At 58.9% G+C, this 12349-nt stretch carries 14 protein-coding genes; 10 read left to right on the forward strand and 4 right to left on the reverse strand.

The genetic code is table 11. The features are described 5' to 3' along the window. Nucleotides 1-40 precede the first annotated feature (40 nt). A complete protein-coding gene (locus ACFO5Q_RS06555) occupies nucleotides 41-328 on the reverse strand; it encodes an encapsulin-associated ferritin-like protein (RefSeq protein ID WP_068153201.1) in 288 nt (95 codons plus the stop codon). A gap of 504 nt (nucleotides 329-832) precedes the next feature. Here ACFO5Q_RS06555 and ACFO5Q_RS06560 point away from each other — a divergent pair. The 3 genes from ACFO5Q_RS06560 to ACFO5Q_RS06570 all read left to right on the forward strand — a co-directional run bounded on the left by ACFO5Q_RS06560 (nucleotide 833) and on the right by ACFO5Q_RS06570 (nucleotide 4287). Continuing rightward, on the forward strand, nucleotides 833-1567 hold the full coding sequence (locus tag ACFO5Q_RS06560) for a hypothetical protein (protein ID WP_068153203.1): 735 nt from the start codon (nucleotides 833-835) through the stop codon (nucleotides 1565-1567). Nucleotides 1568-1854: 287 nt separating this feature from the next. Further along, nucleotides 1855-3237, forward strand: a complete 1383-nt coding sequence (locus ACFO5Q_RS06565; protein WP_068153208.1) for a sodium-dependent transporter — start codon at nucleotides 1855-1857, stop codon at nucleotides 3235-3237. Between the two features lie 57 nt (nucleotides 3238-3294). Beyond that, nucleotides 3295-4287 carry an alpha/beta fold hydrolase gene (locus ACFO5Q_RS06570; protein WP_068153210.1) on the forward strand — a complete coding sequence of 331 codons (993 nt, stop codon included), beginning with the start codon at nucleotides 3295-3297 and terminating at the stop codon, nucleotides 4285-4287. Nucleotides 4288-4320: 33 nt separating this feature from the next. On the opposite strand, the gene ACFO5Q_RS06575 is transcribed toward ACFO5Q_RS06570, so the two are convergent. The 3 genes from ACFO5Q_RS06575 to ACFO5Q_RS06585 form a co-directional block, all read right to left on the reverse strand. Continuing rightward, on the reverse strand, nucleotides 4321-5085 hold the full coding sequence (locus ACFO5Q_RS06575) for a hypothetical protein (protein WP_068153213.1): 765 nt from the start codon (nucleotides 5083-5085) through the stop codon (nucleotides 4321-4323). Between the two features lie 99 nt (nucleotides 5086-5184). Then, nucleotides 5185-6744: a DEAD/DEAH box helicase gene (locus ACFO5Q_RS06580; protein WP_068153216.1), complete on the reverse strand. Its 1560-nt coding sequence runs from the start codon at nucleotides 6742-6744 to the stop codon at nucleotides 5185-5187. A gap of 262 nt (nucleotides 6745-7006) precedes the next feature. Next, the gene (locus tag ACFO5Q_RS06585; RefSeq protein ID WP_068153220.1) at nucleotides 7007-7507 is read right to left on the reverse strand and encodes a MarR family winged helix-turn-helix transcriptional regulator; all 501 of its coding nucleotides are present in this window, start codon (nucleotides 7505-7507) and stop codon (nucleotides 7007-7009) included. 84 nt (nucleotides 7508-7591) lie between these two features. Between ACFO5Q_RS06585 and ACFO5Q_RS06590 the strand changes: the two genes are divergently transcribed. From ACFO5Q_RS06590 to ACFO5Q_RS06620, 7 genes are all read left to right on the forward strand, one after another. After that, nucleotides 7592-8476, forward strand: coding sequence for an EamA family transporter (locus tag ACFO5Q_RS06590; protein ID WP_068153224.1), 885 nt, complete (start codon nucleotides 7592-7594; stop codon nucleotides 8474-8476). A gap of 3 nt (nucleotides 8477-8479) precedes the next feature. Next, nucleotides 8480-9118, forward strand: a complete 639-nt coding sequence (locus ACFO5Q_RS06595) for an NAD(P)-dependent oxidoreductase (protein ID WP_068153518.1) — start codon at nucleotides 8480-8482, stop codon at nucleotides 9116-9118. Nucleotides 9119-9132: 14 nt separating this feature from the next. Next, entirely contained in the window at nucleotides 9133-9780 is a 648-nt protein-coding gene (locus tag ACFO5Q_RS06600) for a LysE/ArgO family amino acid transporter (RefSeq protein WP_068153226.1), read from the forward strand. A 77-nt stretch (nucleotides 9781-9857) separates the two neighbouring features. Next, nucleotides 9858-10517 carry a glutathione S-transferase family protein gene (locus tag ACFO5Q_RS06605; RefSeq protein ID WP_068153228.1) on the forward strand — a complete coding sequence of 220 codons (660 nt, stop codon included), beginning with the start codon at nucleotides 9858-9860 and terminating at the stop codon, nucleotides 10515-10517. Then, a complete protein-coding gene (locus ACFO5Q_RS06610) occupies nucleotides 10517-10930 on the forward strand; it encodes a GFA family protein (RefSeq protein WP_068153230.1) in 414 nt (137 codons plus the stop codon). The genes ACFO5Q_RS06605 and ACFO5Q_RS06610 overlap by 1 nt, the downstream gene beginning before the upstream one ends. Before the next feature lie 3 nt (nucleotides 10931-10933). After that, nucleotides 10934-11401, forward strand: coding sequence for a hypothetical protein (locus tag ACFO5Q_RS06615; RefSeq protein ID WP_156432085.1), 468 nt, complete (start codon nucleotides 10934-10936; stop codon nucleotides 11399-11401). Continuing rightward, entirely contained in the window at nucleotides 11398-12348 is a 951-nt protein-coding gene (locus ACFO5Q_RS06620; protein WP_068153235.1) for an MBL fold metallo-hydrolase, read from the forward strand. The genes ACFO5Q_RS06615 and ACFO5Q_RS06620 overlap by 4 nt, the downstream gene beginning before the upstream one ends. Nucleotide 12349: the final 1 nt, after the last annotated feature.

Genomic DNA, 12349 nt, shown 5'->3' on the forward strand with positions numbered 1-12349 from the left:
CGCGATCTAGTCGTGCGGCTGACCTAGTCGTGTGCCTGGCCTAGTCGTGTGAAAGCGGCTTGTCGGTGAACAGATAGTCCTTCAGTTCCTTGTCGAACGTGGGGTCCTTGCGCCTGATCCATTCCATGACCATGGCGGCGTGTTCCTTCTCTTCGTCGCGGTTATGCTTCAAAATCGCCTTCAGTTCCGGGTCCTTGCAGGCATCCATGCGCTGGTTATACCAGTCAACGGCTTCAAGCTCTTCCATCAGGGACCGGATGGCGCGGTGCATGTCGCGCGTGTCGTCTGAAAGCTCGTTGATCGGTTCATGGTATCCGCCATCTGACATGTGAAGCTCCTTTGCTGTTGGTTTTACAGTCGCCACCCTAGCAAGTGCGCTAAGGCGTGTGGTTGATCATAATCAATCTGCCGGGGTTGTAAAACACAGCGTCAGATTTTGGGCATACACCCCGCCGCCATAGCGCCCAAATCCCGCAAAAAGGGCACACATTTTGGGCCATATGGACCAAAAACGGTCACTTTGGGCACTTTTTTCACACCCATAGTGCCCACCAAAATCTAGCCAAAATCGGACATTTTGAGGCTAAAAAGTGAATGTGATCACATTGGGCTTCGGGACGGTAGGATGACCCGTTTTTTTGACTCAATGATCATTATATCATTAAGGCGAATCTCGCCTCTCGGCCAGAAGCGGACTATCGTGATAGCCGACTTACTCCAGCCTAGGAATGACACTTTCTAACCCAAAACGGATAACCCTATCTTTCTCTTTTGAGTTGGTTATATGTTTTGAACAATATGCAACTAGTTTCTTCGAAGTCGAAAAATAAGCATGTCGGTTCTACATAAAGAAAATGATGAAATAAAAGTCTATGGACCATCCACCAAAGCGCTCAAGTATATGCTGCTTACATGTGGAGCTGCATCCATACCGTTAGCTATTTTAATGGTGACGAATGATGAATTTGGTCGCCTCAACTTACACAGTTGTCTCGCTATTCTCATGGTAGCGGTCATTTGCCTAAACTTGTGGACATTCTATAAAAAACTTCCTCACATAAAGCTGTCCTCAAAGGGAATCGAAGTTAGCAACGTTTTTGGCAAAAAGTTCCATTCTTGGGAAAGCGCAGGCCCATTCAGACCCCATAAACTCGATAGCAAGCATGTCCATATCGGCTATTTATGTGCGCACTCAAGAGAAACTGAGGAAATGCTCAGGCGCGGAGACAACTACATTCCTGCCGACCATGAAAACGCTGAAATCAAAATTGTCCTTCAAGGATTGTCGGCTGGCCTATCGGATGAAAAAGCTGAAGAACTTTGCCAAGAAGTGAATGATTGGCGAGAAAAATATGGTCCACAAAACAGCCCCCTTAAAAGCGCCCAACAAGACACCTTCTCGTGGGTCAAGGCAGACTTAAAGAAAAAATCGATAAAAGCTAAGATACGAACTTATTCGATTGTTGCCATAGTCATGGCTATCATTTTTTATAATGTTGTCTGGGTAGACGACCATAGCCAACTCAAGGACACCATTGGTCGCATTCAGAGGCTTATAAAGGAATAATTCACCTCCTTCTGCGAGCCATCCTAAGTGATGGCGCGCTAGACCTGGTCCGCTTCAGGCGAGGCAAGAGACTTGCGCGCTAGATAATTCTCCTGCTACTGGAACGTCCGCTCCCGGGCGAAAGCTGTCCTTCTGGGGCTGGGGTGGCAGGCATAGTATCAGTGGGCAGAGCAGCCATCGCCGCCAAGCCTGTGGCGATAAAATCTGGCGCTTCTGAAAAGCCTTGCCCCGCATCCCCTGTTCCCCCATCCTGTCCGCCACACAACTAACACCTCGGGGGAGGGCATATGGCTGGCGCCAGTTCGGGCGGGAATTCCGCCTATCCATCATTCTCATCACGCATCGCGTTTATCATCGTCACCGCCGGGTCGGCCGTGGGGCTGGGGAACGTGTGGGGCTTTCCCTATGTGGCCGGGCAGAATGGCGGTGGCGGCTTTGTGCTGATTTACCTGCTGGCGCTCGCGTTCGTTGCCGCGCCCGCCTTCATGGCGGAGCTGATGCTGGGGCGCATGGGCAAGGCCTCGCCGCCCAATGCGCTCGGGCGTTTGCAGGCGAAGGCTGGTAGCCGCCTGCATTGGCCGCTCGTGGGCTGGACCGGTCTTGTGGGCACCATTCTGGTGCTTTCCTTCTATGCCGTGATCGCGGGGCAGGCGATGGACTATGCCATTGAAGCGGCAAAGGGCGGCTTTGCGGGCTGGTCTGACCATGAGGTGCAGGCGCTGGACGCGGATTTCAAATCCAGCATGCCGATGATGGCGCTGTGGTCCGCCATCTTCATGGGGCTGACGGCGCTGATTGTCTCGTTCGACATCAACACGGGGCTTGAGAAAGCCGGCAAGGTGATGATGCCGGCGCTTTTGATGATCCTTCTTGGCATGGTCATTTATTCCGGCAACACGGGCGACTTTGGCGCGGCGGTGGATTTCCTGTTCGGCTTCCACAAGATGGATGTCACCCCCCGCCTGTTCCTGGAGGCCGTGGGGCAGGCCTTTTTCACGCTAGGGGTCGGTGTGGGCGGCATCATGACCTACGGCAGCTATATGGGCAGCAATGTCAACCTGCCGCGCGCCACGCTGTGGATTGTGGCGATGGACCTGTTTGTGGCGCTGGCCGCGGGCCTTGCCATCTTCCCGCTTGTGTTCTCAAGCGGTGTCAGCGCGGCGGCGGGGCCGGGCCTTGTGTTCCTCACGCTGCCGCTCATATTCGCGGACATTCCGGGCGGGGCCGTGGTGGCCTTCGCCTTTTTCCTGCTGCTCACGTTCGCGGCGGTCACCAGCTCCATCTCGCTCCTCTCGCCCACCGTGGCACGGCTTGAGGAAGCCGGTTGGTCCCGCCGCAAGGGCGCGGTGCTTATGGCATCGCTCGCGGTCATCATCAGCCTTCTCACGGCCTATAGCTTCGCGGGCGGCAAGCATGTGTTCCCGCTCGCTGCGCTCGGGCTTGACGGCATGACCTTCTTTGACCTGATCCGCGAAGGCGTCAGCAATTTCATCCTGCCGCTTTCGGGGCTCGCCTACGCGCTGATGGTGGGCTGGGCGCTTAGCCGCGAGGAGGTGCGCAAGGCACTGCCGATGGAAGACGGGCTGATGTTCCGCCTTTGGCACGGCGTGATCCGCTATGTCGCGCCCATTTGCATCACGGCGCTCTTTATCGGTGCGGTGGCGGGGTAGGGCTTGCCCTTTCAGGCCACAAGGCTAAGTCACGTCTGAAAGACGAGGGAGGGACGCATGAGAGCGATGGGCACACCGGATATTATCACCGCAGGCGGGTTTGACCTGGCTGTTTACCGCGCCGGGCCGGATGTGGCGGAGGCCGACAAGCCGCCCGTGGTGCTGATGCACGGCTTCCCTGAGATTGCCTATAGCTGGCGCGCGCAGATGGGTGCGCTCGCGGCCGCCGGATACCCGGTGTTCGCGCCCGATATGCCGGGCTTTGGCGCGTCCTCCGCGCCCAAGGGGCGCGAGAATTACACCATGGAAAAGCTGACCGCCGCCATGGCTGGCATGCTGGACCATTACGGTATCGAGCGTGCGGTCTTCGTCTCCCACGATTGGGGCGCGCTGGTGATGTGGCAGCTGCCCTTTTATCAGGGCGAGCGCGTGCTGGGCCTTGCGGGCCTGAATGTGCCTTTGCTGCCGCACTATCCGATGGACCCGATGGACATGTTCCGCGCCCGCTTCGGCGACAAGATGTATATTGTGCGCTTTCAAACCGAAGGCGCGTGCGAGCCGCTGCTGGAACGCGACATGGCCGCCACTTTCCGCTATTTCCTGAGGAAGCCTGACGAAAATACCGCCCGCCCGACTGACATTCCCTTCGCGGAAAAGAGCCTGGACCTGATCGGGCATCTTGAAAAAGGCGAGAGCGCCTGGGGCGGCAGCCCCTTGATGTCAGACGCGGACATCCAGGTGTATGTGGACGCGTATGCGAAGAACGGCTTTACGGCGCCCCTCAATTATTACCGCAACATGAGCGCCAACTGGCAGGACCAGAAGCGCTTCCTGGACGGGGAGGGGAATTTGCCGAAGGTAACCGTGCCCTGCCTGATGATCACCGCAGAGCTTGACCGCGCCTGCCCGCCCGAGATCGCGGTGGCGATGCCGGATATGGTTGATGACTACGAGCAGATAGACCTGATGGGCTGCGGCCACTGGAGCCAGCAGGAACGCCCGGATGAGGTGAATGAGGCGCTCCTTGATTGGATGGGCAGGCACTTCTGACGCCTGCCCAAACCGGAATTCTGATGCTTGCCCTTAGCCCGGCAGTTCGCAGCGTTGGCCGCTTTTCCTGTAGGGCGTGTCGCATTCCCAGCCGTTGCCGGAATAATCAATGTGGGCGTTCTCTGGCAGGGTCAGTGCAAGGCACTGGTTGCCTGACTGCGAAAAGCCGCGGTCGCACCGCCACCTGTCGCCGTTTTCAACCAGATAGGCGTTCTGTGGGACCGCGATTTTCACGCAGCTGTTGCCTGTAAGGGCGAAGCCGCGGTTGCAGCGCCAGCCCGAGCCATAGCTTTGTTCCACGAAATAGGCATTTGCCGGAATGATCACTTCTTCACAGCGATTGTTCTCTTCGCGGAAGCCCCGCTCGCACGACCAGCCGTTGCCATATTTCCCGTCCGTCAGGAAGGCGTTTTCCGGCAGAGCGATTTTCCGGCAGCTGTTGCCTTCGGTGCGGTAGCCACGGGCGCATTCCCAGCCGTTGCCGGACGCGGTCAGAAAGCCGTTTTCGGGCACGGCGATGGCTTGGCAGCCGCCGTCCTGTTCCCTGAAGCCGCGCTTGCACGCCCAGCCTGAGCCATAGCTGCGGCCGGTCGGGAAAGCATTTTCCGGGATTGTCAGCTTGTCACACTGGCTTTTGTTGCGCTGGTAACCGTTGTTGCAGGACCAGCCGGAGCCGTAGCGGTCCAGGCTGGCGTTTTCCGGCACGTCGACCTTGCCGTCCTGCGCGGTGGCTGGGCTGGCGACCGCCAGCATAAGTCCAAGGGCGGCACAAAGCGCCATGGGGATAGATTTGGTCATAGAGTGTCTTTCCGGTTGCGGAAGCCGCCGGAATTGGCGCCTGTCCTTGGCACAGGTGGGGAGAACCCCACCTGGTTGGTCTGGCATTTGGTGCTTGTATCAGGCGCTTCTCTGGCGACCGCTGGACCGTTCAGAGCGCGCGATATTCCCGAGCATGCGGCTGAGGCCCGCGCTGTCGCCGCCCTGATTGCCGCCCTTGCGGTGGCTGCTTTTGCTGCGGTTGCCGTTTTGGCCGTTCTGGTTGCTCTGGCCGCCATTGCCGCCATTGCCGCCCTGCGCATTCTGGCCGTTCCGGCCCTTGCCTTTTTGAGGGCGGCGTTTGCGGTTTTCACCGGCTGGTTTGGCATCAGCTTTCACCGGTGCCTGCTTCGGCTGCTGCGGGCGCTGTTCGCCAGCTTTCGCGCCTTCAGGCTTTGCCCGCCTGTTCCGCGACCGACCGCGCCCCGAGTTGCCCGCCGGTTTGCTGCGACCGCGTCCACCAGCAGAGCGCCTGCCGCCCGGTTTCTCTGGTGCCTGCTCGGGCACCAGTTCAGCGGCGCTCAGCTCGTCCAGCTCGATCTGGAAGCCAATCAGCTTCTGGATGTCGCGCAGGAACTCGCGTTCGGTTTCGTCACAGATGGAAATCGCGACACCGGTTGCGCCGGCGCGTGCCGTGCGGCCGATACGGTGCACGAACACTTCAGGCACATTCGGCAGGTCAAAGTTGAACACGTGCGAGACGCCGTCAACGTCAATGCCGCGAGCGGCAATATCGGTTGCCACAAGGATCGGCACATCGCCGCTCTTGAAGGCGTCCAGTGTGCGTACGCGCTGGTTCTGGCTCTTGTTGCCGTGAATGGCGTCGGCCTTGATACCGTTTTGTACCAGCACCTGCGCCAGCTTGTTGGCGCCGTGCTTGGTGCGGGAGAAGACGACCGCGCGGTCGATATCCTCGCGCTTCATCACGTCCACCAGAATCTGGCGTTTGTTGGCCTTTTCCACATGGATCAGCGTTTGGGTAATGCGCTCGATCGGCTTTGATGCAGGCGCCACCGATACTTCCACAGGATTGTGGAGGAAATCTTCAGCCAGGCTGCGGATCTGCTTCGGCATGGTTGCCGACAGAAGCGCCGTCTGTTTCTTGCGTGGCAGAGAGTTCATGATCCGCCGGATGGCAGGCATGAAGCCAAGGTCCAGCATCTGGTCCGCTTCATCAAGGATAACCGTGCTTGTCTGTTCCAGCATCACGGCGCCGGTGCTCATGAGGTCTTCAAGGCGGCCGGGTGTGGCCACAAGAATGTCCACGCCGCGCGACATGGCGCGGATTTGCGGGCCAGCCTTGGCGCCGCCCACGATAACAGCACTGCTGCTTTTCAGGAACTTGCTGTAGGTGCGGATGGCATCCTCGATCTGGGCGGCCAATTCGCGCGTGGGCGCAAGGATGAGTGCCTTGCAGCTTTTCGGGTACGGCATCTTGCGAATTTCATGAACGCGCTGCAAGAGCGGCAGAACGAAGGCGGCGGTTTTACCGGTGCCTGTCTGTGCGATGCCGACAATATCTTTGCCGTCTAGCATGGCTGGGATAACGCCAGCCTGGATTGGAGTTGGATGGGTGTAACCTTCCGCCGTCAGGGCACGAAGGATGGGCTCGGCAAGGCCGAGAGTATTAAATTCTTTCAAGTGTAAGCTTTCACATACCACGGTATCGCGCCAAACCCGGCTGGGCGCACCGTCAAAAAATAAATAGGGAAGCTTGCAAAGATCAGCTGCCGGGCAGTTGGGGCCTGCGGGATTTCCCGGGCCGATTTACAGGGCAACGATCTTTTAAGGGAAAATTGCTCAAGTCAGGGACCGCCAGCGATTGTTCTTTTGATTTCGCCATCTTCGCGCGGTGTGTTTGGGGCTATAGACCACGAATCGCACCAAAAAGCAAGCAAAGCCTTCATTCGGCGTCTGTCTTTTCCTCAAGGCCCGCCAGGAACTTCTTAAGAAGCGCCGTCAGGGCAACTTGGTCTTTCTCAGGCAGGGCGCTTGCCAGCCGGGCCTGCGTCTCAGTGTGGGCGGTAACGGCCTCGTCAATCAGGTCGAAGCCCTTGTCTGTCAGCGCCACCAGGAAGCCGCGTCCGTCTTCCGGGTTCTTGATGCGCTCGACCAGCCCCGCTTTCACAAGCTGGTCGATGCGGTTCGTCATGGTGCCGGAAGTCACCATGGTCATGTCCATCAGCGCGCCGGGAGACAGCCGGTAGGGGGCGCCCGAGCGCCTGAGCGTGGCCAGCACATCGAAGGCCGCCGAATTCAGACCGAACCGCGCGAAGGTTTTACCGGTTGCCTGAGAGCTGCGGGCAGACGCGCGCAGCAGGCGTCCCAGAAGCGCCATCGGCGCGGTATCCAGGTCGGGTCTTTCCTTCGCCCACTGGGCAACGATTTTGTCAACATGATCCATGGCTGGAATTTTTCCCACAGAAATATCTTGAAATCAAGATTTCTGATATTATCTTGACTTCAAGATAAATAACAAGGCTGAGTCATGAACGAGCGAGCAACCCTGGCTATCACCGCACTGGCACCCCTCATTTGGGGCAGCAGCTATATTGTCGCCACCGAATTCCTTGCGGGCGTGAACCCCTTGTGGACAGCTGCCTTGCGGGCCCTTCCGGCTGGGCTGTTGTTGCTTCTGTTGGTGCGGCGGCTACCCAGCAGGGACTGGTGGGGGCGGATATTCATCCTTGGCGCGCTCAATATCGGGGCCTTCTGGGCGCTCCTGTTCCTGGCTGCTTACCGCTTGCCGGGTGGTGTGGCGGCAACGATCATGGCGATCCAGCCGCTTCTTGTGATTTTCATTGCGCGCATGGCCTTGGGGGCACGCATCCAGCCGGTGTCTGTGTTTGCGGCGCTGATGGGCTTTGCTGGTATTGCCCTTCTGGTGCTGGGGGCGGATGCCGGATGGGACAGCCTTGGCGTATTGGCGGCGGCCGGTGGCGCATTTTCGATGGCCTTGGGCACGGTGCTGGCGCGGCGGTGGCGGCCTGATGTGTCTCTCGTCACCTTCACGGCATGGCAGCTGGCAGCTGGGGGCATTCAGCTTCTTGTGGCGGCGCTTCTTTTTACGCCCGCGCTGCCGGTGATCGACACAGGCGGCATTTGGGCACTTGCCTATCTTGCTGTGCCGGGCGCGGCGATCACCTTCCTTTTCTGGTTCCACGGTGTGGCGCGGCTTGAACCCGCGCGCGTGTCGTCGCTGGGGCTCCTCAGTCCCCTGATGGCGGTGCTTCTGGGCTGGGTGTTCCTGCATCAAAGCCTTGGTGCCCAGCAGATGGCTGGCGTGGTGCTGACACTTGTCAGTGTATGGGCCAGCCAAAATGCCGGGCGGATGCTCTTTCAATTCAAACTCTCCCCAAACAAAAGGACTTAAATGATGAATATTTTGATATTTGGCGCTGCCGGTGACGTTGGTCGCCGCGCGGTCTCTGAGGCCGTGGCGCGCGGCCACACGGTTACAGCTGTTGTGCGGCGGGCCGGGCAGTCCACCACGCTGCCGCTGGGGGTTGCCTGCCGCGTGGCGAACATCCACCCCGACAGTGTTCCCGCTGCGCTGATGGAAGGGCAGGACCTTGTGATCAGCGCCCTGCGCCCGCCTGAGGGGCAGGAGGCGCTTCTGGCGGGATTGACCCGGGCGATCTGCCTCGCGGCCAGGGCTGCGGGCGCGCGCCTGTTGGTGGTGGGCGGTGCGGCCAGCCTCAAGCTGCCGGGAAAGGACACAACGGTGTTGACGGAACCGGGCTTCCTGCCGGAACACCTGCTGCCCATCGCGCAGGCGTGCCAGGAGCAGTATGAGCTGTTTGAAAGCATGAAGGCAGATGACTGGGCCTATCAAACGCCGCCCGCCATGCTGGTGCCGGGGGAGCGCACAGGCCAGTACCGTCGCGGCCTTGACGAGATGCTGACGGACGAGGAAGGCAACTCGCAGATTTCGATGGAGGATTTTGCCGTTGCGCTGATTGATGAAGCTGAGCTAGGGCTTCATAAAGGGCGGCGCTACACGGTTGCCTACTGACAGAGGATACACCCATGATCGACCAGTGGCCCGCCTTGGCAGAAGGATTTCTTGTTTCATTCGGGCTGCTGCTCGCGATCGGGCCGCAGAATTTCTATGTGCTCAGGCAAGGCTTGCGGCACCGGCATGTGTTTGCTGTGACCACCACCACCTTTATCTCTGATGTGGCGATGATATCGCTTGGCGTGATGGGCGTGGGCCGCGTGTTTGCAGACAATCCCACCATCGCCTACTGGCTTGGCTGGGGCGGTGTGGCCTTCCTGTTGTGGTTTGCCGTGAAAAGCCTGAAGGGCGCGATCAAGCCCGTTGTTGTGACCGACGACCGGATCGAGGCATCTGCAGGGTCAGCGGCCGGGCAAGGCGTGCGCGTTGCCATATTGCATGCCATAGCATTTGCCTGGCTCAACCCCTGGGCCTATGTGGACACGATGGTGCTGATCGGTGGTGTCAGCGTGAAATACGCCACAGACGCTGCGCGGCTGGCGTTCCTCATAGGCGCGGTGGTAGCGTCCGCCAGCTGGTTTTATGCCATCGGATATGGTGCCAAGAAAGCCGCGCCACTCTTTAAAAAGCCCATCACATGGCGGGTGCTGGACGGTGTTATCACAGCCGTGATGCTGGGGGTGGCTTTGATGCTGGCGCGGCATCAGCTGGGCGCCTAAAGGACGGTTGCAAAGATACGGAAACTGGTTCAAGCTTGCCCCCTTGTGACGACCGAAAGTAGTACGAGGGGGACAAGATGCAGCTTTGTGGACACAGCGTTTCACCCTATTTCGAGCGGGTGGTGATCGCCCTTGATATGAAGGGTGCTTTGGACCAGGTGGAACTCGCGGGCGTGCCCGGCGGCTTCAAGTCTGACGAGCATTTCAGCTTGCATCCCATGGGCAAGATTCCGTTCCTGATCAAGGATGACGGCACCAGCATCACCGAAGGCCAGGTGATCGCGGAATATCTGGACCGCGTGCTCGACGGCCCTGACCTGACACCCCATGATTTCGAACAGGCGACGCAGGGGCGCCTGATCGCCCGCATTCTGGACCTTTACTATGCCGAAGCCGTGCGCCCCTATGGCCGCCTGGCCTTCGGCGGCGAGGCCACGGATGCCGAGGTTGAAAAAGCCAAAACGCAGGATATCCCGGCGGCTTTCACCTATCTTGAGAAATATATGGGCGAAGGGCTGTTCGCGGTGGGCGATAGCTGGACGCTGGCGGACGCCGCGCTGATTTCGCATCTTTATTGGTATGGGGCGCTCAAGGTGCGGTTTGGGCTTGAGGGCTACGGTCGCTGGCCGAAGCTGGATACCTATTGGAACCATGTGAAAGACACGGATATCGTGACCCGTTCGTTCGACCGGGTGAAACATTCCTATGATGAATTCTTTGGCGGGGACGACAATTGATGGGCGAGGCCACCTATACGGCGCGCTGCCTGTGTGGCGCAGTGAAAGCAGAGATTGCGGGCAAGCCCCTGTGGGTCAGCCACTGTCACTGCCCATCCTGCCAGAAGGCCACCAGCGCGGCGTTTGCCACCTATGTGGGGTTTGACGCCGCGGCGGTGCATTTTCTGGGCGACGAGGCCAAGCATTATAAATCCAGCCCTGGGGTAAAAAGGCGCTTTTGCGGCGACTGTGGCAGCCCTGTTTCCTTTGAGGGTGAGGCATGGCCCGGTGAAATCCACTTGCATGCGGGCTTTATCAATGAAACCGATGACCTGCACCCCGAAAGCCATGTTTATGTGCGCAGCCGCAAGCCATGGGCCAAGACAGACGACGGCCTGCCCACCTACCGCATGTTCCCTAGGGATGAGGGTTAGGATGTGAGCCGGATCAGGTTTGGACTGATGGCGGTATTGATGGTGCGGGGGCTTCTAGCAATAGGTACCCCACTCCTGATGTTCCTGACCGGCGCGCAGCAATTCCTTGAGAGGTTTTTGGAGCCTGAAGTGACTGGGGCTTCTTTTGGCCTCAAGCTCTTTGCAGCGATTTTCGCGCTATTCTGTCTCTGTGTCCTGCCCTTCGCCTATCGGTATGCCATCAGTGGCCGGCTGACTTTCCTCAGGTGTGTTCTCCTGGGCGCGGTTGGGGCGACCGTGCCTACCGCCACTCTGGCTGCTGGCCGGATGCTGCAACTTGACCCAGCGTCATTTGATATCAATTTCCCACTGTCGACATCATCCTTCGCGTTTGTTTTCGGCACGATCAGTGGGGTCTTGTTCTGGATGTTTGGCGCCGTGGCCGCCATGTTGCTACCGGATTTCAGCAATTTTTCAAAGGATGAGGTATGAAGGATACTTTTGCCGCGCTAATACTGTCAGCTCTAACGGCGTCGTCGGGCGTGTATGCGCAGGCCGATATTGAGAGCTTCTGTGCCGACTTGCCGCGCCCAGCATATAGCGCGCTTGAAAAGCGACCAGAGAGCACCGGGTGGTTCGAACTTTATACGGTCGCCCCCGGCGTGACAGCCATCTATGAACCCTTCCAGTGGCAAGAAGTGATCAGCTACCTGATCGAGGGCGAAAACCGGGCGATCCTTTTCGATACCGGCAATGGTATTGAGGATATCAAGGCGGTGGTGGACCGGCTGACGGACAAGCCCGTTACCGTGATCAACAGCCATTCACACTATGACCATGTGGGCGGCAACCACCAGTTTGGTCGCATTCTGTCGGTTTCCACCGATTTCTCGCGCGAGATGGAACATGGCCTGCCGAATGAGGCAGTGCACGAAGAGCTCTCAGGCCCGGCCTTGTGCAAAAGCCCGCCATCGGGCGCAACGGCAGAAACCCACGCGATCAAGCCCTACAGCATCACCGGCACGGTGAAAGAGGGTGACGTGATTGACCTTGGCGGGCGCAAGCTGGAGATTTTGCAACTGCCGGGACACACCAGCGACGCCATAGCGCTTTTGGAGCGGGAGACCGGCTACCTGTGGATTGGCGATACTTACTACAATGGTCCGATCTGGCTGTTCGCGCCGCAGACCGACCTGAAGGCTTACCGTGCGTCCATTGCCCGGCTTGTGGCGCTCGCACCAACACTGACCAAGCTGTTCCCGGCGCACAACACGGCGGTCGAGGACCCAAGCGAGCTTGCCCGCGTGCAGGCGGCGTTTGAAAAAGTGGTGACAACGGACCTTGCGCCCGATGCGGTGGAGGACGGCATGGCCGAATTTCGCTTCGACGGCTTTTCCTTCATCATGCGCCCCGATAACCGGCATATTGGCGACGAGTGAC

It is taken from the genome of Kordiimonas lipolytica, from assembly GCF_042651265.1.
Classification (GTDB): Bacteria; Pseudomonadota; Alphaproteobacteria; order Sphingomonadales; family Kordiimonadaceae; genus Kordiimonas; species Kordiimonas lipolytica.

Bases quoted from the DNA above. Each gene is read 5' to 3' on its own strand.
- ACFO5Q_RS06560 (WP_068153203.1), top strand. From the start codon at position 833: ATGTCGGTTCTACATAAAGAAAATGATGAAATAAAAGTCTATGGACCA.
- ACFO5Q_RS06585 (WP_068153220.1), bottom strand. From the start codon at position 7,507: ATGGATCATGTTGACAAAATCGTTGCCCAGTGGGCGAAGGAAAGACCC.
- ACFO5Q_RS06575 (WP_068153213.1), bottom strand. From the start codon at position 5,085: ATGACCAAATCTATCCCCATGGCGCTTTGTGCCGCCCTTGGACTTATG.
- ACFO5Q_RS06600 (WP_068153226.1), top strand. From the start codon at position 9,133: ATGATCGACCAGTGGCCCGCCTTGGCAGAAGGATTTCTTGTTTCATTC.
- ACFO5Q_RS06555 (WP_068153201.1), bottom strand. From the start codon at position 328: ATGTCAGATGGCGGATACCATGAACCGATCAACGAGCTTTCAGACGAC.
- ACFO5Q_RS06590 (WP_068153224.1), top strand. From the start codon at position 7,592: ATGAACGAGCGAGCAACCCTGGCTATCACCGCACTGGCACCCCTCATT.
- ACFO5Q_RS06620 (WP_068153235.1), top strand. From the start codon at position 11,398: ATGAAGGATACTTTTGCCGCGCTAATACTGTCAGCTCTAACGGCGTCG.
- ACFO5Q_RS06565 (WP_068153208.1), top strand. From the start codon at position 1,855: ATGGCTGGCGCCAGTTCGGGCGGGAATTCCGCCTATCCATCATTCTCA.
- ACFO5Q_RS06605 (WP_068153228.1), top strand. From the start codon at position 9,858: ATGCAGCTTTGTGGACACAGCGTTTCACCCTATTTCGAGCGGGTGGTG.
- ACFO5Q_RS06570 (WP_068153210.1), top strand. From the start codon at position 3,295: ATGAGAGCGATGGGCACACCGGATATTATCACCGCAGGCGGGTTTGAC.
- ACFO5Q_RS06595 (WP_068153518.1), top strand. From the start codon at position 8,480: ATGAATATTTTGATATTTGGCGCTGCCGGTGACGTTGGTCGCCGCGCG.
- ACFO5Q_RS06610 (WP_068153230.1), top strand. From the start codon at position 10,517: ATGGGCGAGGCCACCTATACGGCGCGCTGCCTGTGTGGCGCAGTGAAA.